The organism is Microbacterium imperiale (assembly GCF_017876655.1).
GTDB classification, from domain to species: domain Bacteria; phylum Actinomycetota; class Actinomycetes; order Actinomycetales; family Microbacteriaceae; genus Microbacterium; species Microbacterium imperiale.
In genome coordinates this window covers 2,455,768-2,481,684 of sequence record NZ_JAGIOK010000001.1, presented here as the reverse complement: position 1 = coordinate 2,481,684, position 25,917 = coordinate 2,455,768, and the positions used below count along the sequence as shown (strand labels likewise).

The window sequence follows — 25,917 nt, the reverse complement described above, 5'->3', positions numbered from 1 at the left end:
ACGCGAACGCCTATCGGTCGACCTTTCTCCGTTCGCGGGCATGGTTCGCGCGACGCGACGCGTGGTTCACCCACGCGGCGATGAAACCGCACCCGCTCGCGTGCGCGGCATGTGGCATTCCAGCGAACAAGCGAGACCTCGAGCTGCACCATCTCGACTACGCCGGCGTCCAGCGGCTCGAAGACGGCCGCTGGGTCGCCCATGAGCTGGACGGCGATCTCATCCCCCTGCATCCGTACTGCCATGAGCTACTTCATCGACTCATCGACCGGGATGCCGTGCTGTCACGGCATCGGACCCGGCGCGTGGCATCCGAGCTCGCCCTCGACGCCCTGCGTCGCACACTCACTCACGCGAAAGGAGCAGGGACGTGACGTACGAACAAGAGCCGGAGGATCTCGACGATGCTCTCGCGGCCGACCTGACCGAACTCAATCCGCCCGACAGGTCCGGGTCGTCCGCTCCCATCGGCGCACACATCGTGAAGTGGCGCTCGCTGACGGATGCCGACGCACGGACGGCATGGATCGTGCTGCGCGACTGGGTCGAGTGGTTCACGGTGCGGTACCAGATCTCGGAGTCGGTGGTGCCGGCGTGCTGGTTCAAGCACGGCGACCTCGTCGAGGAGCTCTCCGCGCTCCACACCGCGCACACGGTGGCGTTCCACCCGTCCGATTCGGGATTCGGCCCGATCGGCTGGCACGAGCGTCTCACCCTCGCGTTGCCTCGCCTGCGTCGGGCGTACGCCGGCGGGTGCTCGCGTGGACACAGCCGCTACAAGCCTCGCTCGTGGACGGACGTCGTCGACGAGCAGGAATGGGAGGCGTGGACCAGCCGGGCCCACGCCGAGTGAGGCGCCTCGGCGTCTCTGATCGGAAGGAGAAAGCATGACCACCAGAATCCCGGTCACCATCGAGGGCAACCTCACCGGTGACCCCGAGCACGGCGCGAGCGAGTCGGGCAACGAGTATGCCCGCTTCACGATCGCCGTCAACGATCGCCGCCTCAACGAGACGACGAACCGATGGGAGGACGCCGGCACGGTGTTCCACCGCGTCGTCGTGTTCAACCAGCAGTCGCGGAACGTCGCGAACTCGCTGCGCAAGGGCGACAGCGTGATCGTCGCCGGCGACCTGCGGTTCGGCACCTACACCGACAAGGAGACGGGCAACACCCGAGAGACGCGCGACATCGTCGCCGACAACATCGGAGCGTCGCTCAAGTTCGCGACCGTCTCCGTCGACCGCGCCCCAAAAGCTAACGGCCCCGCCGCGGACAGATCCGCCACGGGGCCAGTAGCCCAGCCGGTCTCGACCACCGGCGTCGGGGTTGCTCGCTGACCCATCGCAACAGGAGAGCGGCGTGAGAGTCATCGTACTCCCGCGCCGCTCTCGCGTGCTGGACACCCCGATCGAGTCAATTACCTCCGGTAGGCAAGCGGGAATGCCGCCATCGCTTCACCGGCGAGCTGCTCAGTGCGCGCGGAGATCGCGTCGACTCCCCAGGAGTCGCGAACGGCGAGATCAGCATTGAGGCTCAAGCCGTTCCGATATCCGATCGGGTTGCCGTTCGAGTCCACCCGATCACGCTTCTCGATGAAGCTACGGTTACCGAGGGAGCTATTGAACCCGGTAATGGTCAAGTTGCCGAGATGGTGTGCAAACCGTTCGCGCGCCTCGGTGGCGGCCGCGGGCCCGCCCAGCATGGAGACCCAACCGGGCGGCAGGTTTTCTCCCTGCGGCAGGATGTGCTCGATTGACCACCGGTAGACGGGCTTGCCCTTAGTCTCGATGCGATGCCACAGATCTTGTTCGGTCTCGGCAGTCATGCGTCGTTCTGCGAGTGAGGCGAGGATAAAGCGCACGACGTCGGCGTTGACCTCGTAAACGGGTCCTGAGAGAACTCGGTGGAACCCCTCGTCGCTCTCCGACACCGCGGTGAGTGCGTCCAAGATCAGTTGCTTGCGGTCTTGCGTCGGGCTCGCGCGCAACCGTCCGACCAGGTCCATGAACAGACGGACTAAACCGTACGTCGCCGGCGTCCCCGTCAGGTTGCGTCGGACGAAGAACGCCGTGAGGAGATCAACGATGTCGACGAGTTCGTCCTCTCCGAGGTTGATCTCCTTCCTCTGAATGACGAGGTAGAGAAGCAAGACGTGCGCCGGCACGCCCTGCGCTCGGCGCAGTCGTTGGAAGGCGCGTGCCAGTCTCGTTCGTCCGTCCGGCGCCCCGGATCCGATCAGCTGCCCGAAGGCCTCGACCCCCACCGTGACGTCGTCGAGGAGCTTGACGACGTCACGGTCGATAAGCGTCTCGTAAATCTTGATGAGGTTCGTGCGAGTGGCCACGGGGACGCCCTGCAACCCGATGTCGAACTCGTCCTTCATTGCGTTGTAAAAGTAGCGGAAGAACCGCTCCTGAGTCCCGTAATCGTCCCCGAGAATCGCGAGCCACTCGCGCCAGCGCGCATAGGCGCCATCAAGCGAAACGTCGCTGCGGTGATCCGCTCGACCCAGCAGCGTGTTCTTGATGAGGTCGATCGGAGTCAGCGGCATGCCGCGGTTGTTCAGCGACTCGAAGAGAGTGAAGGCATCCGCGTGGGTAGCAACCTCGAGCTTCACGATGTTCGCACGCTTGACCCGTCCGAGCAGATCGAGCGCGGTCGCAGCGATAGATGACTGTGTCTCGGCCGCACGTGAAGTGATCCGTGAGCGGAAGTGTGCGTAGGCCTTCTTGACACGCCGAACGCCGGCCCATCGAGGCTTAGGGTCCGCAACCCCGAGGCCCGCTTCGGCGAGAACGTGAAGGAAATCCTCGGCATTGTCGTTCTGCGTTTGCGGGCGCAGTCGCGCACGCACCGGCTCACGCAAGATCAGCATCCGGCGGAGATTGACCAGATCGACTGCGTCGTCGTCGCTGAGGTCGCCACGGTATTCCTGAAGCAGCGAGTGAACCGCAGCGAGCATCAGCGAGATCGTTGTGAGCCGCTGCTGCCCATCAATGACCTCGAGGACCGACTCGCTGGTTGTGTTCGCCGTGTTGTTGACGCAGATTATGGTGCCGAGAAAGTGTCCATCGACATCGGCATGATCGAGGAGGTCGTCGACGAGCTCATCCCACTGATCCCGGCCCCAGGAATACTCCCTCTGATACTTCGGAACGGTGTAGACGACGTTGTTCTCGGGGCTGAGCAACGCGTGGACAGCGTCGTTGCTGAGGGACTTGATCACTTGCACTCTCCGCAATCATCTGAGCTTGTCGCGATCCTATCCGTGGAGCACCCTGAGGCGCCTCGGAGGGGCGCCCGCCGGCGATCAGTGGTTGGGACAGACGCCGCTCGCCGGGAGTTCCAGCCAGCATTCGGTGCAGACTTCAGCGGGTTTGCGAGCTGCCGCGTTGCGCGAAAACCCGCTACGGCCGAGCTGATTGATGGGCAACTCGATCAGCTCCCCTCTCCCGTCCTCATGCCGGAAGTAGATCGAACCACGGTTGACGTAGTGAACGAGGCCGCCACCTGCAGGGACCATCGCGATGTAGCTGCCGCTTCGAGGGATATAGGCCTCACGGAACTCAAACCGTGCGAGGTGCTCTCGGATGCGAGGGAGATTCTCCATCGGGATCCGAAACTCACGAAGAGCCGCGTCGAAAGTAGTGAAGGTCCGCCGGCCTCGTTCGTCGTCAAGACCCTCCACGACGAACCCCAGCTCTTGAAGGCGCTTCGCCGCGCCGTTCTTGCCGCCGCTGATATCGCTGTTGGACACCGGTACACCGTGCTGCGCCTCGTACGCGGCGGCGAAGATCGCCTTGGAGTCGTAACGGCCAGTGTCCGTGACGAGGAAGTAGTCTCTCGCTTCGCCGAAGCCGTACTTCTCCAGGAATGTCCATCGCCCGAGTCGATCGAACTCTTCGAGCGCGGCTTCGACAGCTCTCGGGTCGGTCAGGTCTGCGTAGGACACCATGACTGGACCATATCGGTGGGCACCGACGTTGCCGTACTAGCGCATCCGGAGATGGCCGGTCGCCTCGGGGTGCACGAGCGGTGCGGCTTCGTCTGCCGCGTTCCGGCGGCCAGTCCGGGGCGCCGGCGCTCGATACTGACGTGAGAGATTCTCGTATCGATCGGACGCGCGGCCATACTCGGCGTTGAGGGCCACGCGCTTGTCCACGAGCAGTGAGCCGTCGCGCATCAGCGACGGGCGTCCGTGCGTTTCGGCATCCGCCGCGCTGATGTCTCTGTCTAGCTCGAGGAGCTTCCCTCTCGTCCGCCGCATCCAATCGTTAAGCTCGGCAAGCTCTTCAGTGACGACGTCTGCGGGCGGACGTGCCGCCCTGCCGAGCTCGCTCCGCGCCGCGCGGACCGAGTCGTCGATGCTGACCTCGGGGATGCCGCGCATCAGGCTCTCCGCGATCTGCTCCTTGGCCACGGCATCCGTTCGCGCGATGGCGATCGCCTCGTTGTGCGCGTGTCCGCGGGTCATCCCGACGTACAGCCCGGATGCGTCGACGCCCGGCCCGACGATGGAGGCGTCCGTCGTCTCACCCTGGATGCCGTGCACGGTCGACGCATACGCGAGATGCACGTGCTCGGCCGCGTACTCGTGACTCACGACGTGGGTAACGATCGCATCGTTGACGCTGCGTAGCTCAAGGCCCGCTGGGGTGATGCGGTGAACAGTCCAGACCGCGCGGTTCTCCACACCGGTCGCACGGTCGTTGCGACGAGTCTGGACGACGTCACCTTCGAGCAGCCGCTGCTCGTCCTGGCCGACCGCGATCCGATCAAGGGTCAGGTCGCCGCGATCAACTCGCCGTTGCTGGATGGCCTCGTTGATGGCATCCGCCTCTTCGTTCGTGCTGGTTACGAGAGCCATGCGCCGCTGGCCGGACGCCCAACGGAAGTAGGACTCCACCATCACGTCGCGCGCTTGGACGTGGTCGACTACGCGGTGAATGAGCCCTCGTTCGGCGAGCTCGGTCGCCACGGCAACCGCGGCATCCTTCGACGCAGGCTCTCGCATCCGGAGTGTGAGCGCGGCGTAATCGGGATCCGTGAAGCGGTGGACTGCTGTCAGCTCCACCACGGCCGTCGCACGCCGCGTCATCGTGGCCATCGCCCCCGAATGCCCGACGGGACGCGCTTGCATGTGATCTCCGACCATCGCGATGCCGGCGCCCGATTCTGCGGCGATTGTCGCGAGAGCATTCGCTGCGTGGAGGTCGACCATGCCGGCCTCGTCGACGACCACTCGATCGCCGGGAACGAGCCGGTACCGCGAGGGCCCCGCGTAGGCGACGCCGGTTGCGGAGTCGATCTCTCCAATCGTCAGCCGCGTCCAGATCTCCGCACCCGCGAGGTCACGCCCCCACCTGAACCCGTGGTCGCCGAGCAGCGCGTGCAGGCTGGATGCCGATGTGCCGATCTCGCGGCCGGCAACGGACGCCGCCTTCTTGGTGGGAGCGACGACGACCATACGGCGTCCGCGATGAGCGAGCGCCGCCTTCGCTACCCGCAGCATCGTCGTCTTGCCCGCTCCCGCGGGCCCTGTGATCGAGACCAACCGGTCGGTGCCGGCGATCGCTGCCGCAGCCTCGACCTGGCGCCGCTCGAGCTGGATTCCGTTCTGCAGGACCGCATAGGCGGCGGTCAAGACCTCCGCCTGACCCGCCGAAGCGCCACCGATGGCGAGCTCATCGAAACGAGCAGCGAGCTCGATCTTCGCCGCCGCGGTGCTCGCGGCCATGTACCCCTTGATATGCGCAGGTCGATCGAGCTCGTCCTCGAGCAGGTCAACCGTCTGCGCGAGCGCGCGAACGATGACGTCGTCGATGACCGGTTGCAGCTGCTCTCGCGGAGCGACGACGCCGGATGCCGCGACAGCCCGCGTCGCGCCGGCTCTGACATCGAGCAGACTGAACCGTCCGCCGCAGCAGGCTGAACGGGCGTCCGCTTCCACGACGGCTTGAGCGGCCAGCAGATCCCGGTCGAGCTCGTCGATCGGCATCCTCTCCGCCGACACGGCGTCCCGGTCGCGCAGCATGCCGGGGTCGATCGCCGCAAGCTCGTCGGCGATGAGTTGCTCCCAGGCTGCTTCGTCGACGTCGCCCGGCTTGTTCGGCCGTGCTCTTGCCCACGCCAGGCGGTCGATGCGACGCAACTCGTCGGGGCTCGGCTCGATGCCGGGGTGGTCGCTGCGCCAGGAGGCAAGGAGCACCGCACGGTTCGCCTCAATCTGCGTCGAACGACGGGAGAGCGGGCGGACGGCGTGCGCGAGCTCCGCGATCTCCCCGCCGACGTCAAGGGTGAAGCCGTGCCGGGCCAGCGCGTCGATCCACTGGGGATCGGTGCGCGCAGCGAGCTCCCCCTCGGCGTTGATGACGGTCTGCATCTTCATGGCCACTCGGGAGTCAACGTTCGACCACTTGCTGTCTTCGCCGAGGACCTTCACGTTGAGCCACAGGTGACGATGGATGTGGGGATCGAGCGCACGCGATCGGCGGTGTTGGAGTTCGACGACCTCAACGCGACTGAGCGATTCTCGGATGCGCCCACCCGCACCCCGGCGCGCGTTCAGTTCGCGCTGCCACGTCGTGATGATGCGGTCGCGGAGTCGATCTTGGAGCGCCTCAAACTCGGTTGCGAGGTCTGCGTTAAGCATGGCCGCGATGCTGTACGACTTCGGGGCGTTGATCGTGCCGTCGAGAATCAGGTCTGCGTCGGGGGATGTCAGATCGCGTCCGCGACGTTCGTCCGTCTCGGGGTCGCGACCATCGACCCAACGACGGAGCCGCAGTTCGTCAAGCGTGTCGGCAGTGATGTTGCCGCCCTCGACTGTGAAGCGCACAACACCCGCGGCGCCAGCCGCGCTATAGGCGGCGAGCGCCTCAGCGCCGACGGTAGACCGAAGGTGAGAGTCACACGATCCTTGGAACGCGTAGGCCAGCGCCTGTCGAACCCCTTGCGATCCGACACCCCGTTTCCAGCGCTCCAGGCCGCCGCGCATGGGCTGAGTCTAGCCGCAATATGTATAACTCGGTACTAGTTCCACAGAAAGTGCCTGCGTGCATTGAGCTTGTATTGAGCTTGTGGTTTTTCATAGGTTCAGTCGCGACATCATCGAAATGTAGGGACTCGCGCGAGAGACAACCGGGTCACCCATCTGCTTCCAGTTCAAGTCGCCCGAAGCGGTGTGGTTGTCGAGACTCTCCTACGCTCCCCAAGTGGATGAGACACGACGCGCAATCCTCGGAGTCGGGCCCGCCGACCATAGACTGTCCGACAACCGAGTCTGGTAGGATCGGGGATTCGACGCAAGACGCTTCGCATGAGGGAGGGGAGCGAGATGACTCTCGGCGGCGGCGACATGTAAGACCTACGACTCAGGAGGGGCGGAGTGCACTGCACCCCGCCCCTCACTTCTTTACTGGAGCCACGTGGCCACTCAGGCTCTTGATCGGCCCCGATCCGCTGACGCTTATCTCAACGGTGGACTTGCCATATGTCACGTCCACTGATTGCCCTCCGCCTTCCTTGAATATCGCTTCAAGTCGCCGGGCGGACGGCACCGCCACCCGCACTCTGAATGCGTGGCAAGGACGGTTGAAGTCATATCGGAAGGGCTCCAGTTCGCCTTTCGCGAGCGTTTGAGACGCGTAGAGTGGCCACTTCCACTGGAGCCGAATCGTGAGCTCTTCGCCCGACTGCAGATCATCGGTGGGGTAAATGTGGATGTCGCTGCGCAGCTTCCCGCCCGTGTCATCCCACGTAGGGTCGAAGCTCAAGGGACTCTCACCGCGACTTGTCTTGCGGAATGCCTGGATTCCGACTTGCTCGGGGAGCACTTGCGGTCCAAAGGAGATGCAGGCAGACCACAGGATGCTCACAGGACGCGCGCCGGCCTTCACACACACAATCCTGTCGATCACAGCATTTCCGCGCTTGTCGACCTTGATGTTTTCGTCCCAGCTAACGATCTCGAAGTACGAGGGGTCACTGCGGTGGCTTCGAACGAGCGCTGACCCTAGACGACGCGAAACTTCCGCGAGGACGACGATCTCTTTCGCCGCAGCCCGGTGAAGAAAAAACCACCGAGCCACGAGTCCGGTTACAACGAGAAAGGCAAGGACGTACCACAGCGCGAACGCCCAGCCGATGATCGCGAATCCGATCTCCCTAGCGCTTTCGTCGACGAGGAAGGGCTGCAGGATCTGGAGGACCGTAATCAGCGCGACAGGCACGAAGAATGCGAGCAGTGCCTTGTTGCTTATCAGCGGCTCAACCATCTTTGCGATTGAGTAGTCACTCTCATCGCGAACCAGCGCCTTCGCAAGGCTGCGATTCAGCTTCTTGAGTTTCATCCCCATCTCCCCAGAGCGGCACGTTGGCGTCTCAACGTAGCACTGCCGGACTACGACCCAGTTGAAGCGCGCTAATCTCGTCGGCGCTCGACGATCACCGACTGAGTGGTCGTTAGCGCTCCCGTATCGTCCACATATCTTGATGCGACAGTTGACATGGCAATCTCATCCGGCAGCGCGACCGAGAAATTCAGCCCATCGACGGCTCGCGGAGCGATTTCGGGCAGCACGCCGTCGATACTCAGCCCATCGAGGAGATCGACTTTCAACGGGAAGTTGAACCTGATCGTCTCGTTGTCCGCGGTTGCCGAATCCGCCACCTCCCCCGGAAGCGCGGCGAGTAGCGTCGCGTGTGCCTTCAAGCCACCGAACGCCCAGAGCACCGTTGACTTGTCACCGCGTTCCAGCACCAGCCCGTCGTCGACGACCTGATCCCGCCGAAGCGTCCGAATCTCTGCGAGCCGCGCCACAGCGCGCTGTGACAGACGTACTGAAGGATCCGCCCCCAGCAGCACATCGCGACGCGCACGAACCATCTCGAACGACTCGGGCATCGGCTCAGATCCCCACCGCACGCGGCCCTTCGTGAGGTCCTCCCGCACAACGATCACGTGACGGTCCCAGTCGATGGATTCGACGATCCAGGCTCGACCAGCGAGCAGCAGCGGCTTCCTGCCTTCGATCACCTGCGTGGTGAGAGACAGCGGCGCGATCGATCCGATCTCGCGGCGTCCTTCGATCACTTTCATCTCAAGGTCTGCGATGAACGTCGACAGGAGTTCGAGGAAGTGTCGTCGCCCGAACTCCTTCTCGGCACGCGGACCGATGAACAGCCACGGTCCATCTGCCGCGAGAAACTCTTGCTCGACGAGGTAGTCGAGCACTTCGTCGGCACCGTCCATGACGTGCGACCCCGCCCACCACTCGTGCCACGACGCCCGCGCAAACCGCCCCTCTTGTAGTGCGAGCGCCAACAGTTGCTGAGCGGCGATGTGCCGAGGGGACGGCGGAGGCACGACCGGCTCGACGAACCCAGTCCCCCACAGGTGCAGCATCCCGGCCGCGCGGAGGAGCGTGTCGTTGTCGGTCGCGAGGAAGAGCGCATTCCGTACCGACCCGGCACGCCGCCCGGTTCGCCCGAGCCGCTGGAGGAAGGACGAAACCGACCTTGGCGAGTCCAGCTGGATCATCCGGTCGAGGTCGCCGATGTCGATGCCGAGTTCAAGGGTCGAGGTCGCAACGATCACACAGTCTCGGCCCTCCGCGAACGCACGCTCGCTGCGACGGCGTTCGTCGACTGACAATGACGAGTGCGATACGTAGGTCTCGACACTGTTGCTCCGCAACGCGAACGCGAGTTCCTCAGCCTGCGAGCGTGACTCACAGAACACGAGTCGCTTCTCCCCGAGGAACATCTGCGACAGCACAGTGGCCGCATTGTCCACCGAGCCCACGAAGTCGAGCGTGACGTCGGGCTCGACTGGCAGGCCGCCTTCACCGACCACCACGCGAGCCGGCGCTCCCGCATCCACGTTCGATCCCTGCAACCACCGAAGCACGTCGTCCGGATTTCCTAGGGTCGCCGAGAGCCCGATCCGTTGAATGCGCTGTCCGCACAGGCGTTGGAGTCGCTCGAGCACCGCGACAAGGTGCCATCCGCGGTCGGATGCTGCGAAAGCATGCACCTCATCGGCGATGAGCGCGCGCACGGAGCGGAAGAATAGGTGGTGCTCCACGCGCCGCGAGACGAGCATCGCCTCGAGCGACTCCGGTGTTGTGAGCAGGATGTCGGGTGGATCGCTCAGAATCCGACGACGCTCGCCGTCACCCACGTCCCCGTGCCAGAGCGCCACTCGTCGCCCGAGCCAAGCGGTGTACTGCTCGAGTCGAGGCAGCAGGTTATTCAGCAGAGCCTTGAGCGGCGCGAAGTAGATGACACTGAGCCCCTGCCACTCCTCGTCAACCATCCTCGACAGGACGGGGAAGGTCGCCGCTTCGGTTTTCCCGCCTGCCGTGGGCGCGATGAGCAGGCAGTCCGCGCCCGATCGCACAGGCTCGATCGATGCCTTCTGCAAAGGTCGAAGGTCATACCACCCGAGTGTGTTCGCAACGTGGTACTCGAGCGCTCCCGTGAGTTCTGCGTTCTCAGACATCGAGGTGGATGCTGTCGATCCCACCGACCGCGGCCCGCTCATCCGCATTGAGCTCACCGTCGGCAACGACGACCCCCGCCGCCGCGGGCGGTACAAAGTCGGGGAACTGCTCGACCTTGTCCAGGGTGTCCACCAGTTTTCGCAGGTAGAGCCGAGGCGCGACGCCGACCTTGCCGCCGAGACGCCCGGCGATGGTGTCCGCGAGCCCCGCCAGGTACTCGTCGGTCACCAGGTCATCGATCCGGTCGACGGCTGGACTGCCACTCGCATAGATATCCCGAACCCGGTCTCCGAGCTCCATGAGGCTCTCGCGCTGGAATCCGAGCAACCGCACCTGGGGCGCCCGGGGATTGTCCCATCGAGGGTCCCCGCTGAAGTCGACACCGATCCGAGCCGCCAGAGGAGGTAGCCGCTGCACTCCCTGCGTGCCGTCGAAGAACGCCGGCGTTCCAGTGATCAGAACGTAGAGACCCGGGAATCGGCCGGCGTCCACCTCGTCGAGGAGTTGCCGCAGCGCATTGAGCGACTTCTCTCGCATGTCACTGCGCACGCGCTGCAGCGTCTCGACTTCGTCGAGGACGAGAACGAGCCCTCGATAGTCGGCGTCACGCAGCACGGCCAGCAGGCCTTGCATGAAGCCGAACGCACCGAAGTGGTCGAGGTCCCCGCGGATGCCGGCTCCGCGACGGATGGCGGCCGACACGTGGGGCTGTCCACCGAGCCACGCGATCAGTCCGTCAGCCGTCTCGACATCTCCTCGAACAGTAGCCGCGTGGTACGCGCGAAGAGCAGCAGCGAAGGCCGGCGCTGTCCGCGAGACGACCGACAGACGCTGTTCCAGCAATTGCTGCGTCCGCTCGGCAAGCGCATCGCGATCGGCGGCGTTCGCTCCGGCGTCGACGGCGTCCTCTTCGAGAACGCGCAACCACTCATCGATCACCTCGCGGAAAGCGCTCGGCGCGGTCGACTCCGTCGCGAGGTTCTCCGTGACTCGCCGAAAGATGGTCTCGAGCTTGTGCAGGGGCGTCTCGGTCTCCGAGATCTGCACTTCGGCCGTGGCGAACCCTCGCTGCTTGGCGGTCTCGATCAACCATCGGGCGAAGAACGTCTTTCCGGCGCCGTATTCACCGCGCACTGCCTTGAACACGGCACCGCCCTCGCCGACCCCATCCAGCTCGTCGACAAGAGCGGATTCGAAGCGATAGAGCCCCACTGCCATCACGTCCAGACCTCGCTGAGGCACCGTCCCCCGCCGCAGCGCATCGATGATCTCGCGCCGCCGCCGCGCGCTCACCCCACTCACGGCCGACCTCCGAGCTCGAACTGCTCGCGGAGCAAGGTCTCGTCGAGGGTCACCGTGACCTGGTCCGGGTCGAGATCGACCACCGCATACCCATCAACATTGAGCAATCGCCTCAACGAGGCGAGCACCCCGGGGAGCGAGGACGCTGCAACGCCGGCCGCGACTGCAACGGTGTCACGGTGCGCACGCCCTGCGCCCGCGACGAGGGATGCCACGATCGCGCGAACCGTCTGGTCGTCGATCGGATGGCGACTCGCCCGCGCCTGCCGTTCGCGGTACGTCTCGCTCCGCACGAGTTGCTCATCGACTGGCACGACCGGCGCGGCAATCGGAGTCTCGGCCGGGATGTCCTCGAACAAAGCTGGCGTGTCTGCTACAACTGCGCGAACCCGCCGCTTCGCCGGCGCCGCGGCCACAACCGGCGTGTCGGGGTCGGCACGCACGGGCTCGTTCCACCACACGGGTTCCTGCGGAGGCGCCTCCACCCAGCCATCCGGCGCTGTAGCTCCCCTGGGCTGAGCGACGATGACCGGGATAGCGATCTCTGCGAGTGCCGCGCCCCCGTGATACCCCGCGCGCTTCGCTGCGAACCGCACGCCATCGGAAACCGCGAGGACCATTGCACCCCCGGGCGCAAGTACGCGAGGACCGCTCACGAACACCTCGTCGGACTGCGCCGGACCCGTCGAAGGATCGCGGAAGCGGGCTGCGGCACCGGGCGCACTGCGCAGTGCGCTCCCCCGCTCGACCACGTGTCCATGGTCGGAGGTGAGGATGATGACCCGGCCCGCCTCGCGTGCCACGTCAAGCAGCGCCGGCAAGTTCGATATCTGGTTCACGTGCCACCGGAGTGCGTCGACCTCGGCGGTCGCGAGTGCGTCGTCGATGGTGTTGAGGACGACACCGACGATCCTGCGGTCGAGATCCGCGATCGCGGTCGTGACTGCGGATGGGAGCGCGTGACCTGCGTCAGACCGAAGGTCGTCCTTGTGGAACGCGACTCCGCCGACCTTAGCCGAGAATCGGGCCTTCTCGGTCTGCTGGTTTCCTGCGAGCAGCTCCCCCGCGAACAACGACGTGCGGGAGTACTCGGTGATCGTCGGCAACACCGCAACCGCCGATCCGCGTCGCAGAGTGTCGCGTCGGACGAGTTCCGTCCAGCCACGATCGGCGAACTCGTCTGCCAGCTCGGTCGCGGTCGCGAAACTCATCCCGTCGAGCACGATCAGGAGCACCGGAGCCAGTCCGCTCAGCGGCACGACCGTATGCGTGAGAAGCGACTCCGCACCGGGCACGGACGAATCTACGGCGATGCCTCCCGTAAGCAACCGGGCTGCATCCTGGTCCTGCGCTTGTCGCGCACTCTGCACCGCATTCGCGAGTCGCCCGTACGCGTGCGCGAGCCTCGCATCGTTGTCACCATCCCAGATGTCGCCCAGCGCGCGCTCGACCCATGCACCATCTGACGAGTAGCGAATCAGGGCATCAAGGAAGTTCGCGGGAGCCGAACGCTGCGTGCTCAGCCACCTCACGAGGCGCACCGCCATCGCCGCCGTCTGCAGCGGACGGGAGATGGTCGAAGCGGCGTGGTGCATCTTGACTGCTGCGAATGCGTGCTCGACGCTCGCTGCTTCGCCGGTCCCCTGAACGTCCACGGCCATCTCGATCGCCTGACCGAGGGCGACGACGCGAGCGCGCAGACCCGAGAGAAGGTAGTCGGATGCCGCGGCTCCATCGGCCCAGTCGATCTCGACACACAGGGCTTCCGCCTGATCGAGGATCTCGCGCCCATGAACATCGTCGATGAGCCGGCGCATTAGTCTGCGTGAGGCGTCGCCGAACCTTTGCGCCGCGTCAGGCGAGGCCCCGGTTCCGATGTAGGACTCGATTCGCGCGCGCGCCGCAATCGTCGATGGGTCCCGCGTCTTAGTGCCAGACGCCCACAACTCACCGCAGACCAGCCCGATAGCTGCGACCGACACGTGCCCCCCGGCGAGCGCCGCGCGAAGCGCCAGCGCGAAGTCCGGGCCGATGTGCGTGAACACGGCGAGTACGAGCGAGTCCCTCACTTCCGGATCGAGGGCCCGGAGGCGTGCACGCACGCCGAGATCGTCGAGCGGAGCCAGACAGGTGACGAGGTCGAGGTCGTCGAGACGCCCGAGTCCGAGGATCGCCATAATGAGGGACTTCACCGCGTGGTCTGGCGTCAGCGTGGCGCCGGGAGCGGGAGGGTACCCGCGTTCGGGACGAACAGACAGCAGCAGGCTCGGCATCCATAATCCGAGGTCGCTGACATGGCGGGGCACAACCTGATCCCGCACACTGAACAGCCCGGGAACCATGCTCCACTCGTCGAGCTCACTCACCCGTTGACGATGCGCGTCGAGCATCACTGCAGACCCGAGCTCGCGCTCGGTGAGCGCCGTCAGAATCACGACGACCTCGTCCGGGGCGGCGGCGCGCATCGAGTCCAAAGCCGCAAGACCCGAGACCCCTTCAACGACTTTCACCGACGTGTCGCGCACCGTCATCGTGGGCGGCCCCGACCAGGTCGGTTGGGCACGCACAACCAGCGTCCGCGATTGGCGACGTGCGGACGACAGCCAGGCGTCAACGTGCTGGCGCAGAGCTGCTTCTGAGACGGTCGGAGCGCCCACGGATCAGTCGATTCGCCAGGTGATGGTCACTTCGGCACCGGGCCCCGCCTTGTCGCCGATTTCCGCTCGGAGCTCAGCCAGAACCCTGTCGAGGTCTGTCAGCGGCGCGTGGCGTGTCCCCGAGGTCTCGCTTGCAGTGGAGACACCAGGGTCCGTGTCGATGGGCACCGGCTTAACCGGCGTCGGCGTGACCACCGGGGGCGCAGTGGGACCGGGCATCGGCTGCACCACAAGGGCTCGCGCGCGCATCGCGACGTCCTTCAAGCGCGGCTCGAGCGGAACGACCGACTCATCGACGGCCGCTGCGCTACGCAACTCCGCGAGCGCAGCATCGAATGAGGTGTCGGCGCGCGTCTGCGCCGCAGCGATGATCGGCCAGTCGAGTGTGCGAAGCTCGCGCGCCAGCCGTTCCGCCGTTGCATACGTGCGCCCGAAAGCGCTGAGCTCGTCTGGCAGGTCGAATGTAGCGAGCGCCTCGATGCGTGACTTGTCGTTCGCCGCTTGCCGCGTGGTTGCCACCAGATCGTTGAGACGTCGGGCGGTCGCTGCACGGCCGACTTCTACAGATGCTTCAATGCCCAGCACGTCGCCATGCTCGTCGAGCTGGGCAACGAGGTCGGCGACTGCACTCGTCTCGAGGGCGGCCTTGATGGCGCCGCCGAATCGAGCGACCGCGCGCGGCGTCAGATTTGTCTCGGGAGCAACGCCGAAGATTCGACCGGCTCGAGTCTTCGCGAGTTCCCAGTCACCGCTGTCGGGGAGATTCGCCTTACGCACTGCGGCACCGTCAGGCAGAGACTGCAATGACGGCTGTCCTACACCGACGAACTCCCAGTTCCCCAGTGCAGCCCAGGTGAGCAGTACGGCGTTCTCCATCGCCGCGGTCATTCCCCAGTCGCTGAGCTTCGCACGCAGCGATCCGACGGTGATCCCTGTCCCCAGCTCGCCCTCCCAACGGGCGAAGTCCGAGTTCCACCCGAAGTGCGCGGCATCGACCACCATGACGTTCTCGTTCAACGCGCCGAGGCGTAGCGGCGCGACGATGTCTCGCGCGAGCTTCTGTTCAGCGGCACCGAGTCCTTGACGACGACCGCCGGCCTCGATCGTTCCCGTCACGAGGTCCATCGCGTCACTCAGGCGGCGAAGCGTGACCTCTTCGATGCCGAGGTCGGGGTGGTTCGGGAACTCATGCTTCCAGGCGGTGTCGAGCGCATGCTTCAGCCCGGTGAGGAGCGTGCCCGTGGGCGGCGGTGCGATGGTGAGCCCCTCGACAAGCGGCGAGAAGATCTGGTTGCCGGCGAGTTCGGCGTCGACATTGCCCTCGTCGGGCGTATTGACCCCGTATGCCTGACGCAAAGCTGTCGTCAGCCCGTCACGAAGGGTGCGCTGCCTTGTCTCCAGCGTCTGTCTCGCCGGGCCGCGGTCGGCGAGCGGGAGGTGGTCAGAGTTGGCATCGAACCTGGTGCCGGTGAGCAGGTAGTCAAGGAGCACGAGCTTGCCCAGGTCGTCCTGGCGTACTTCGGAGAGGAAGTTCGGGATCCATGCGATTGTGTTCGCGGTCCGCCCCTGATCGCGCAGTTTCTGCAGTCGGACGACATCGTAGGCAGGCGAGTAGTTTCCGCTGTCGTAGGGGAAGTCGATGACCACTCGCCACTGCTCGTCGCTATGGATCAGATCACTATCTAGCACCTCGGCTTCGTCGCGGACGTTGCCGAACTTGACCGTCACAGCGCGCTTCTGGCCACGCCAGACGTGGTTGAGGGGCAGTCCGACGAGGCTGACGGATGCCGCGGGCAGCCCCAACTCGTCGGTAATGAGACGGCGCACCAGCTCTCGCCTCGTCTGGAGATTGTCTTCCGTGCTCACGCGTTCCAGGATCGAGTCATAATCAACGCCGCTCAGCGTGGCGGTGATGATGGGGTCGTGGCCGTCGCCGATGCTGATCTCACCGAACTCGGTCGCCCACTGTCGCACGGTCGCCAGCACCTGGCCCGCCTCGTCGCCGGGGATGAAGGCGGAGATCGTGCCCCAGTTGAGCGCCGCCAACTTCGCGGCCGTGAGGTTCGACAGAGACTTCGCTTGCGGTGCGAGAGCTGCGATGAGCACCGTCTTCGCCAGCCTGTCCTCGGTCGCGAACGGGTGGTCGCGATCGAGATCTGCCGCCTGCGCTTCGCTGAGGGAATGCTTGCGCAAGAGGTACGGGCGCATCTTCTCTCGATAGAACTTCGCGGAGACGGCGAAGTGGCGCTTCATCTCCTCGCTGAGAGGCTGTGACCCGCCCAACACGATGGGTGCATACAGGTCACCGACCGGGATCACATCACGCACCCGAAGGTCGTCGCGACCTTCAGCGAGCAACTCGGCCATCAGCTTCAGCGCGGTGCGCTCGCGCTGCATCAGCGTCGACAGGGCAACCATCGTGTCGACCAGCGCGGGGCTGAACGGATAGACGTCAGCGAAGTCCTTCTCGTCGGAGTTCGCGTCGTCGGAGAGCAGGTATCCCCAGGCCGCGTAGTCCCGTCGAACTTCGGCGAGAGCTGTGCCGAGGGTGAGCTCGGCCTCACGATCGACAGGTCGCAGCAGACGCTGCTTGACAATCTTGGGGAGGTCAGCCGCCTGCAATCGAATCTTGTCGAAGCGGTCTTCCCAGTAAGCGAAGAGTTGCCCTTGAGCGACGCGCTGAGCCCCAGCGACGTGCGTCCCGAGGAAGTCACGCAGGTCGCGCTGCCGAGCGAGGAAGGAGGTGATCGGAATCGGCAGGTTAGCCGCAGCATTCTCGGCGAGCTGCACGACCTTTTCGATCTCGTTCTGAACCCACGCTTGGTCGGCGAGGTGCTGACCGAGCCAGAGCACGATCTCGTCGATGAGGAAGACGAGTCCCTGATATCCAAGGCTCTTGGCGTGCGCGGTCAGGGCCTGTAGCCCGTCCGACATCGGAAGCCACTCGCCGGAACGGACGGATGCCGAGAAGTAGGCCGAGACGAGATCTCCAACGAGGCGGTCGCGGTCGTCATTGCCGGGTCCGGCGTTAGCTGCGGCCTCGAAGCTCACGGCATCCCACGCGGTACCGAGGTCACCCCATGCCGCATCCCCGCCGCCGAGTCCGCCGAAGAACGCGTCGTCCCCCATGCGTTCGCGCAGGGTGTGCGCATCGGCGAGCAGTCCGTCGCTCACGTGCAGGATCGGAGAGGCCGCTTCGGGGTGCTTCGATGCGATCGCCGCAAGGTACCCACCGAACAGAGCGTCTTCGAAGGACTTTGCTCCGAGAAGGTTGTAATCCACAACGAGCAGGCGCCGCTCAAGGATGTCCTGCCGCGCCGCAACAACAGCCTCTAGCCCCGGGATCTGCCGCGCCGGAATGTGCCCCGACAACAGCAGATGCAGAACCGCCATGTAGTGCGACTTACCCGCACCGAACGATCCATCGAGGAACGCCCCCCGCGACGACTGTCGGCTGAGTGAGCCAGCGACGAGGTCGAGCCCTTCACCGACGGCGTCAGCGATCGCGTTGGTCACGACGTAGTCACGAATCGTTTGCTCGTGCCGTGCAACGCCTTCGTCCAGCTTGATGACGAAGTCCGCCGCCTCGACTCGTTCTGGCAGGTCGATGAGGTCACGGAGCGGCGAGTTGAGGGTGAAGGTCATGCCTTCTTCCTTCCACGAGTCGCGGGCGCCGGGCGCCAGGCGAGAACGGTGTCGACCCCAATACCGAGGCGTCCAAGCAGGGCGGTGGTGGCAGCCGACACGGCGGATGCCGGGCTGACGCCCGACCGCTCGTCGATGCCGCTGTACCACTGGTCGAGCCACGGCTGCAGTTCGATCAACCCGCCGAGGAGCGGAACCACCTGGTCTTCCGGCGCGCCCGCACGCGACAACTCATTGGCGAGACGTGCAATGGCCTGCCCTCGCTCTGAGTGGTCCCACCCTGCCCACCCGTAGAGCTCGGTTGCGTCATCTGGAAGTCGAGCCCCAGGGAACGAGAGGAACCGCTCCTTCGGCACGTCGAGCTTTCCTCGTGCCGTCCAGTATGTCGACTTCAGGAAGTCAGCCTGGCCGTACTTGGGAGGCACCGGAACGTCGACCCGCTCGCCCCGGTCTTCTGCGCGCTGCAGATCCCACGTGCGTTCCCATGCTCGAAACTTCTCAATCCCCGCGGGCTTGTAGCGCAGGGGCGCGAACGGCGGGACTGCCTCGTTCGAAAGGAGCTTGCCAATCTCGGCCGTCAGATCGAAGTCGGGTGAGCCGGTGTGAATCGTCAGCAGCTCGCGTACTCGCTCGTCGCGGCGGAGGTCGTCGGCGACTTGAGCTGCGGACCTTGCCAGCGGTCGGCCCGCGCCGTCGCGCCACAGCTCGGGCGACTCCAACCGATCCAGTAGCGCGTCCTTCACCGCACTCGCCTGAAGTTCATCCCACGAGGGTCCGGCCCATCGCCGTTTGTACTCAGGGCGCTCCAGCATTCGAAGTGAGGGGTTGCTCTGAATCGCCGAGTAACGACTGAACCATAGTTCGCGATAAGCAGGTGGCCACTCCGAATTCGGCCCAGCAAGATTGGCGGCGCGACCGTGACGTTGGAACCACTTAGTGTTCTCCCACCCTGGAACAACCTCTCGTGCTAGTCCAACCTCCATCACGCGCTCGTTCGCATCAATCGGCACCAGTTGATCAAATGCCGGAGCCAGCGCCTGATCGGCGAGACCGTAGGCGACATAGGTTTGCCAATCAAGCTCCTCCTGAAGCGACACTAGCGCCCGCTGAGCCTCGCCCCAGCGAGTCCGTGCTTCATCAAGCGCCCGGCGAATGTCCCGCGCGCTGCCCGCGAGAGTCGCTCGCGGAGAGTCAGCCCGTTGTTGGCTCGCCTGTGTGTCCAATCGCTTAGCGATCTCCCGCGTTGAGACCGGCGGAAGCGGAAACTCCTCAAGCTTGGTGGCCGTGAACTCGTAGCGATCACTCCAGGGCTCAAGGCTGACGCGCGCTCCGCCCGTGCCCATCGGATCTCCGCCCTTGGGATAACTGACCTGCTTGAGCCAGAAGCAGGCGGTAGAGGAGTTCAGCACGCCGAGCAGGTCGAAGTGATCGTCCTCGGTGGCGTCCGCTGGAAGCTTGATCACCGGCGCTGAACGGTTGAAGACTTTGCCACCTCGGTCCAAGATGAAGTGGTTGTGCGTCGCGACGAACGCGAAAGTGATGGTCCAGCCAGATGCACCTATGTCCTGGGGAATCTGGTGCCACTCGTACCACGGGCGACCGTCCGAGAAGTATGTTCCTCGCGTGAATGTAGCGCGGTTGCCCAGCTCAGTTCGCACTCTCCACATCGACCTCGCCTGTTTGGGAAAGTCCTCCAGAGGCTGCAGTATGTGCTGCGCGTTGTAGGGAAAGAATGTCGGCTCCGTCTGTCCAATTGACCAGTCTCGCACCGCGTCGCCCACTACCAGCGGGCGGAACGAATTCGGCTCGCCAACGCGACGCACCTCATCCGATCGTGTAATAAATGCCTCGTCCGCACCAAGCACCCCGAAAACACCGATCCGGAATGGGATTGTCCCAAGGCGCGTCGCGCCCGCTGCCTCGAGCTGTGCCCTAAGTTCGCCGGCCCCACCTCCGGACAGCGACCAAGGAAAGCTCGCATACGTCGCTCGCGGAGCGTCCAACACGGTGACATATTGGCCGTTGTATCCCGGCTGATCCACGTGAGCGACAATGTCCGTCCATACCAAGCCCTGCGACGGCACCGCAGGCTGCCCCGGCTCTCCACGCACACCGAGCACTGCACTAACCTTGTCGGTTTGCGGCCTGCGCGGCCGGCCCACGAGAATGACAGTCGGCGTCCCGTGACCTGGAATGTAGGCGCCTGAAGTGTCGATGATATGACTGAGGTCGACATAGGAGGGGCGAGTCGTGCCGGTGTATTTGCCCGACAGGAACTGCTCGATGAGCTTCTTGCCGAACTCTCGCTTCATGAACGAGTTCGACGTGATCTGCCCGACATGTCCGGCGCCGCTGGCCGCATCTGGTTGCTTCGCGAGGCGGAAGAGCAGCTCCATGAACGGAACTGAGAGCGCGTACTTTCCGTGGCAGGTGCTGTAGAGAGCACGATACGTGTCGCGCAGCCGCGCGTCCGGCGGCTGGATATACGGCGGGTTCGCGACGACCACGTGGTACTGCCCCGGCGCGAGGATGTTCGCGTGCTCCTGGAGGTCTTCGGCCTGATAGGCGAAGTACTCGCCGTCGCCCATGTCGAGCTTCGCTTCCGGGCTCTGTCCACCGAGCAGGGAGTCACCGATGGCGAGGTGATAGCGGAACGCGGGCGCGGCGACCAGAGTGGTGATCCCCGCCGCCTTGATCGCCGCGACCGTGAGGCGGAAGCGCGCGATCGCGATGGCAAACGGGTTGAGGTCGACCCCGTGGATCGAGTCAAGCGCGCGCTGAGCGCGGTCTCCCCGGTCCAGGCCTGGCGCGGATGCGCTCCAGTCCGCCATCAGCCGTTCAAACGCACCGAGCAAGAAGTGTCCTGAGCCGCACGCGGGGTCAATCACCTTGAGACCGGTGAGACCGAACTCCTGAATTGCAGGTGTGAGCGTGAGATCGAGGATGAACTCCTCGACGAAGTCTGGCGTCTGCAGCAGGGCGAATGTCTTCTTCGCGTAATCGGAGAGGTCCTGGTATAGGTCGCCGAGGAATCGCGTGCCCAGCTGCGGGTCGCTGAAGTCGTGCACCAGCTCCCCACCGGGTGTCGTGCGGCGGAAGAAGTCGCGCAGCCCATCTGCTGCGGTCGCCGAGATCTCGGCGTGCCAGACGGCCGAGTGTTTCCGGTCGACGAGCGGGGCGCCAGCCGGCAGGTCGGCGAGTGTGCCGAACGCTTGCTGCAGCCAGTCTCGCGAGGTCATGGTTGGCGCCGCCGCGTAAAAGGCGGCCTCGTTCTCCACCGCGCGCTCCAGCCCATCGCCAGGCCCAGCGATCCAAGGCTGAGCCACCGAGCGCCCGTCACGCGTCGCCCCGGCAAGCAATCCGTTGTCTTCGCAGAAACGGATGAACACCGTCGCAATGATCCATGCGACACCCGCCTGCGCCACTTGCCCGTCGCGCCAATCGATCCACGCGAGCCCCGTTCGCTCCCGCGCCTGAGCACGCCCGTATTCATCCCTGAGCCGCGAACCCCAAGGGGATTCAGGATCTTCTGCGCGCACCCGCAGGTCCGCCTCCAACGTCTTGAGTTCGCGCTTGAGGTCAGCGAGCAGAGCAGCGGAGTCGATCACGAGACGCTGGCCTTTCTGGTGAGAGCGGTGGTCGCAGCTGAGAGGGGAGCCGCCGACTCGCTGTCGCCCAACTGCAGGGCATCGACGGCAAGCTCCAGCCAACCATCCGCACCGAACGGCATCGGCACGCCGTCCAGATCGGGGGTGCTACCCGTGAGTGGACGCGGAAGGACGAACCAACGGGCCGCGGCGCGCGAGGTCGACATGTCCATCACCGACGCGATCAGATCGACGAGGCCAAGCCGACCGAACACCGCCGCGTTGGTGAGCACAAGCGGCTGTGGCGATTCCATCAGCTCATTCCATCGAGGAACGATCGCGAGGCGAGCCAGCTGCTGCAGGTTTCGCTGGGCGGTGCCGCCGGCATCCGGCCGATCTGCATCAAGCACGACATTCCACTGGATGTTCTTGTCGGCGGCGGTCTCACGCAGTGCATCCAATGCAAGGTCTGCAAGATCGATGACACGCGTGTCGTAGGCGTGGGCGAGCATCGTCGTCACGAGCGACGTCGGTCTCCGCCGAGTCAACACAAGAGCCAGTGCACTTCGTTCTCGCAGCGACGCCTGCAGTCGAGCCACCACAGCGTCGTCCCCGGTGGCGCGTCCCCACGTCGTCGAGGACGCGGTCGCGGTCGCCGAGTTCGTGTCCGCAGCGCGCATCGCGTACTTGCGGAGATCGCTGCGCCATTCGAGATACGGCATCGCGGCTCTCACCGCGACGTCGAGCGCAGGTCGCGATGGGATGCTGTCAACGGCGGGGAACCGAGCGCGCACACGCTGTTCGATGGTGACCTCTGCCACCTCGCGCGTCGCGGCTGAACGGAGGGCATGCTCCACCGCCCTCGCGGGCGACAAGTCCACTCGATACGCCTCACCCATCGACGACTGCCGACCTCGTGCGGAGAGACCGATCGCGAGCTGCGCGATGCGAGCATCGCTCAACCTCAGCGGCTTCTCCTCGTCGGTCCGCAGCGCCTCACGGACGCGTGCAGCAGGTACGACGTCATCCGCATCGAGGAGCTCATCGATGATCGATGCCCGGTGAAGGATTGCCTCGAGGTGCGCCTCTGCGTCGTCGAACGTCATGCCCGAGCCATCTTCAGGGGCGTAGGCGACGATGATTCGGGTGCGGTCAGCCGCCCGCTGGAAAACGAACTTCGGATCGCGGTACCGAGCATCGAGTTCGAGGATCGCCTGCACAACGGCGGTCGCAACCTTCGTCCGCTGCTGCTCATCGTCAATGGACGACCCATACTCGCGTAGGAGCTTGGCCGAGAGCTCTTCGACAGTCGCGATGCTCTCGAAGTCCCGCAGCCACCGGGACACATCGTCGGCCGCCGTCTTGAGCGTTCCACCCTTGCGCAACCGTCTGAAGCGCTCCTCGGGCGACTCCCCGGGTTTGGGCGAGATGCCGCTGAGGAAGTTCTCGACGGCACGGCGTCCACCTGTCGCGGGAACCTCGGTCGTCGTGGTCGTGTGCGCGAGACGCTCACGCCACTGTCGGATACGCGCGCTGATCTCGCGACGGACCTGCTCGCCACTGCCGCGGATCTGATTGATGACCATCGGCGGTACGCCGAGTAGCTCGCCGACGGTTGTCGCGTTGACCCGAGCCACAACCGAGAGCGCACGTGCGCTGAGGCCGGCGTCGGTCAGCGGGGTGTCGACGGACGCGGCATCCGCCTTCGCATCGTTCGCCTCTGCGATGGCGTCGTCAATGGTCGCCCCGGCGAGAGCGGCTGCCCACGCCGCGCGCATGGCGTCGAGCGATGGATGCCGCTCGGTAGCGTCCGGCGCGAGCGCTGTGCGGAAGAACGCGACGAGGCCTTCAGTGACACCCGTGTCGAACATGCTCGGCTGCACGACCGGCGCATCCGTCGCGTTCGCAGGCGCATCCCCGGACGGCCACCAAACCGGGTCTCCGGTGGCGAGTTCGAAGAGCGTCACCGCAACCGCGAAGCGTTCAGCGGCCGAGTCGAACTGCCGCCGCACACTCACGCCGAGGTACGGATCGAGGTAAGGCCGCGATCCCGACTTGATGTTCGCGAGCGGCTCTTCCGCGAGGGAAAAATCGAACAGAGTCAAGCGCGGCTTGCGGGTGCCGGGGTCGGGCTTGACGGCGAGGTTCGACGGCTTGATATCGCGATGGAACACCCCTCGCTGCTCGAGATGCGCCACCGCCTCGAAGAGGTCTGCACCGTAACGCTCGAGCTGCTCGATCGTGGCGCGACCCTCGAGACGGATGCGGTCCGACAGCGTCTCGGTGCCGGCATCCGTCATCAGGAGGCCCTGGCGCGTGCCGACGGGCAGAGGCCCGTCCAAGCGCTTCACGATGCGGGGGTGGTCCAGCCGATCCAGCACCGATGCTTCGATTTGCAGGCGTGCGGCGGCTGCGTCGTCTTTCGCGAGCTTGAGGATGTCGCCCTCACGACCAGCCTCGTAATCGAGCACTTCGAGAGCCACGCCCGTTGACCCCGAACCGCGGCGGCGCGCGATTTCGAAGCGGCCACCGATGATCTCCCCCACCGATGCGTCGAGTGGATCCGTCTGCGCGACGATCGGCTCATCGTCGTGCGTCTCGCGACGCGCGTCCTCGAACGCCACCTGGAAATCTGCGATGTCCAGGGTGCGTTCCATCTCGTCGAACGCGGTGGCTTGCGCAATGACGCCAGCGAGACGGTCCGAGATCTCCGGCATCACTGACCGGGGATCGAGCCCTGTCGCGTCCGAAGCTACGAGTGATTCGAGCGCAGGCAGGTTCGCCGCAGGCGGCTTTCCGGTCAGCACCGTGAAGGCGACAGCTCCGGTGCCGTACACGTCGAGCGTCTGCGCCGACGCGGGGGTCGCGTTCCGAAGCGTTTCAGGCGCGAGGTAGAGGAGCGCCTCGGAATCCACGACGCCGACGAGATCGGTGATCCCCCTCGACACAACAGTCGCCGTGGAGGTCTCCGAGTCTCGACGCCGCGCGAGATCCCAATCCCGGATCCGCACAGTGACCGAGTCGTCACCCGTGTCGGTAACCCGCACGCTCACGGGCGACAGGGCCCGATGAGTGAGCCGCTGGCCGTGCGCGAAACGGACGAGTTCGGTCAGGTCTTGCACGATGCGCTCGCGCGCCTCGAAGGTGAGGTCATCGACGTGCTGCGAGAGGTAGTCCTCGAGGCTCAGTTCGTCGGGATCGTAGGGGAAGAGGAGCGCTGGGCCCTCCTCGGGCGTAAGGAGGTCGAGCGGGGCGATGATCCCGGAATGCACGATGCCGTCGGTGAGGCGGAACTCGCGGCGTGCCCGCAGGTCGACCGCGGCGCGGGTCTCGCGATCCGCGCCCTTCGGGTAAGGGAAGAGGCGGATGCGCCGCTTCGTGACACCGTCGGGATGGTTGACGAGGAAGTCCTGCCAGCCTGGCCCCTCACCGAGCGGCTCGCTCGAGTCGAGAGGGTAATGTCCGATCATGCGCTGGCGGGGTCGCGGCATCAGCCCCGCGGCATCCATCAGCGCGTCGATCTGTCTGGCGCGTGGGAGATCGATTGGTTCGCGGGTGGGCTGTTGCGCGAGCAACGACGAGAATGCGCGGTCGGGAGCAAGTCCCTGGACCTCGGATCCGTCCAATGCCCAGACCGATTCAGCGCCGAACCGGTCGAGCCGGATCTTTGATCGACGCCCGTGCATCACGACCGCCTCGTCGACGTACGGCACTACGTTGCTGGGGAGGTTTGCGGTGCGAGCCAGGTCGGATAGGACAGAGCGGAGGCGCTTCGCCTTGTCGTTAGCCAGCAGCCGAGGGTTTTTCTCGGTGCGGTTCCCGAGGCGCCACATGCGCTGATCGCCGGTGATCTCGCCGTGCCACCCCTTGAGTTCAACGACGAAGAGACCGTTGCGAGTCAGCAGGAGAGCATCGACCTCGTTGAGCCGCCCGTGGTTGTCGGTGAAGGTGATGTTCGCCCATCCGCGGGCGATTCCATCGTCGGGCAGAAGCTGGCGGATCTTGTCGAGTGCCTCGGCTTCCTGCGCCTGGGCAGCGTCGCCCATGACACGCCACAGTGGCGAATCAGTCCGCATCTCCGCAGTACCCTCCAGAACCCAGTGACTCCACCATATCCGCGCAGCCCGACGCGGCTATGCCGTCGGCGCCAGCTGTTACGTGCCCCGCCGCGGACACCCTCGCAGATACGATGAGGGAGGGAGGCCGCGTGGCTCGGAT

The 25,917-nt window shown here is 65.2% G+C and carries 13 protein-coding genes; 3 read left to right on the top strand and 10 right to left on the bottom strand.

What is annotated here, in order from left to right; translation table 11 throughout:
- Window positions 1–80 precede the first annotated feature (80 nt).
- Genes JOF37_RS12015 through JOF37_RS12005 form a run of 3 tightly spaced genes read left to right on the top strand, consistent with a single transcriptional unit; the run spans window position 81 to window position 1,340 of the window.
- Window positions 81–374: a hypothetical protein gene (locus tag JOF37_RS12015; RefSeq protein WP_210007026.1), complete on the top strand. Its 294-nt coding sequence runs from the start codon at window positions 81–83 to the stop codon at window positions 372–374.
- Window positions 371–853 (top strand): hypothetical protein, encoded by a 483-nt coding sequence (locus tag JOF37_RS12010; RefSeq protein ID WP_204962922.1) that lies wholly within the window; start codon window positions 371–373, stop codon window positions 851–853. The genes JOF37_RS12015 and JOF37_RS12010 overlap by 4 nt, the downstream gene beginning before the upstream one ends.
- Window positions 854–887: 34 nt before the next feature.
- Window positions 888–1,340 (top strand): single-stranded DNA-binding protein, encoded by a 453-nt coding sequence (locus JOF37_RS12005; RefSeq protein WP_210007025.1) that lies wholly within the window; start codon window positions 888–890, stop codon window positions 1,338–1,340.
- Window positions 1,341–1,420: 80 nt separating this feature from the next.
- Here the strand turns inward: JOF37_RS12005 and JOF37_RS12000 are convergent, their stop codons facing one another.
- The 10 genes from JOF37_RS12000 to JOF37_RS11955 all read right to left on the bottom strand — a co-directional run bounded on the left by JOF37_RS12000 (window position 1,421) and on the right by JOF37_RS11955 (window position 25,745).
- The gene (locus tag JOF37_RS12000; protein WP_210007024.1) at window positions 1,421–3,229 is read right to left on the bottom strand and encodes a DUF262 domain-containing protein; all 1,809 of its coding nucleotides are present in this window, start codon (window positions 3,227–3,229) and stop codon (window positions 1,421–1,423) included.
- A gap of 84 nt (window positions 3,230–3,313) precedes the next feature.
- Complete coding sequence (locus JOF37_RS11995) at window positions 3,314–3,958, bottom strand: ScoMcrA-related endonuclease (protein ID WP_210007023.1); 645 nt, start codon at window positions 3,956–3,958, stop codon at window positions 3,314–3,316.
- Window positions 3,959–3,994: 36 nt separating this feature from the next.
- Window positions 3,995–7,000 carry an AAA family ATPase gene (locus tag JOF37_RS11990; protein WP_210007022.1) on the bottom strand — a complete coding sequence of 1,002 codons (3,006 nt, stop codon included), beginning with the start codon at window positions 6,998–7,000 and terminating at the stop codon, window positions 3,995–3,997.
- Between the two features lie 409 nt (window positions 7,001–7,409).
- Window positions 7,410–8,354, bottom strand: coding sequence for a hypothetical protein (locus JOF37_RS11985; RefSeq protein WP_210007021.1), 945 nt, complete (start codon window positions 8,352–8,354; stop codon window positions 7,410–7,412).
- 71 nt (window positions 8,355–8,425) lie between these two features.
- The gene (locus JOF37_RS11980; RefSeq protein ID WP_210007020.1) at window positions 8,426–10,507 is read right to left on the bottom strand and encodes a DEAD/DEAH box helicase; all 2,082 of its coding nucleotides are present in this window, start codon (window positions 10,505–10,507) and stop codon (window positions 8,426–8,428) included.
- Window positions 10,500–11,801: a BREX system ATP-binding protein BrxD gene (gene brxD / locus JOF37_RS11975; RefSeq protein ID WP_210007019.1), complete on the bottom strand. Its 1,302-nt coding sequence runs from the start codon at window positions 11,799–11,801 to the stop codon at window positions 10,500–10,502. Before brxD ends, JOF37_RS11980 begins: the two co-directional genes overlap by 8 nt.
- A 5-nt stretch (window positions 11,802–11,806) precedes the next feature.
- Complete coding sequence (gene pglZ / locus JOF37_RS11970; RefSeq protein WP_210007018.1) at window positions 11,807–14,467, bottom strand: BREX-2 system phosphatase PglZ; 2,661 nt, start codon at window positions 14,465–14,467, stop codon at window positions 11,807–11,809.
- A 3-nt stretch (window positions 14,468–14,470) separates the two neighbouring features.
- Window positions 14,471–18,112, bottom strand: coding sequence for a DUF6079 family protein (locus tag JOF37_RS11965; protein WP_210007017.1), 3,642 nt, complete (start codon window positions 18,110–18,112; stop codon window positions 14,471–14,473).
- Complete coding sequence (pglX, locus tag JOF37_RS11960; RefSeq protein ID WP_210007016.1) at window positions 18,109–21,720, bottom strand: BREX-2 system adenine-specific DNA-methyltransferase PglX; 3,612 nt, start codon at window positions 21,718–21,720, stop codon at window positions 18,109–18,111. The genes JOF37_RS11965 and pglX overlap by 4 nt, the downstream gene beginning before the upstream one ends.
- Complete coding sequence (locus JOF37_RS11955) at window positions 21,717–25,745, bottom strand: protein kinase domain-containing protein (RefSeq protein ID WP_210007015.1); 4,029 nt, start codon at window positions 25,743–25,745, stop codon at window positions 21,717–21,719. Before JOF37_RS11955 ends, pglX begins: the two co-directional genes overlap by 4 nt.
- Window positions 25,746–25,917: the final 172 nt, after the last annotated feature.

What these genes read in the sequence shown, in the direction of transcription:
- JOF37_RS11965 (WP_210007017.1), bottom strand. Translation starts at nt 18,112, where the DNA reads ATGACCTTCACCCTCAACTCGCCGCTCCGTGACCTCATCGACCTGCCA.
- JOF37_RS11980 (WP_210007020.1), bottom strand. Translation starts at nt 10,507, where the DNA reads ATGTCTGAGAACGCAGAACTCACGGGAGCGCTCGAGTACCACGTTGCG.
- JOF37_RS11955 (WP_210007015.1), bottom strand. Translation starts at nt 25,745, where the DNA reads ATGGGCGACGCTGCCCAGGCGCAGGAAGCCGAGGCACTCGACAAGATC.
- JOF37_RS11995 (WP_210007023.1), bottom strand. Translation starts at nt 3,958, where the DNA reads ATGGTGTCCTACGCAGACCTGACCGACCCGAGAGCTGTCGAAGCCGCG.
- JOF37_RS12005 (WP_210007025.1), top strand. Translation starts at nt 888, where the DNA reads ATGACCACCAGAATCCCGGTCACCATCGAGGGCAACCTCACCGGTGAC.
- JOF37_RS12015 (WP_210007026.1), top strand. Translation starts at nt 81, where the DNA reads ATGAAACCGCACCCGCTCGCGTGCGCGGCATGTGGCATTCCAGCGAAC.
- JOF37_RS11990 (WP_210007022.1), bottom strand. Translation starts at nt 7,000, where the DNA reads ATGCGCGGCGGCCTGGAGCGCTGGAAACGGGGTGTCGGATCGCAAGGG.
- JOF37_RS11985 (WP_210007021.1), bottom strand. Translation starts at nt 8,354, where the DNA reads ATGAAACTCAAGAAGCTGAATCGCAGCCTTGCGAAGGCGCTGGTTCGC.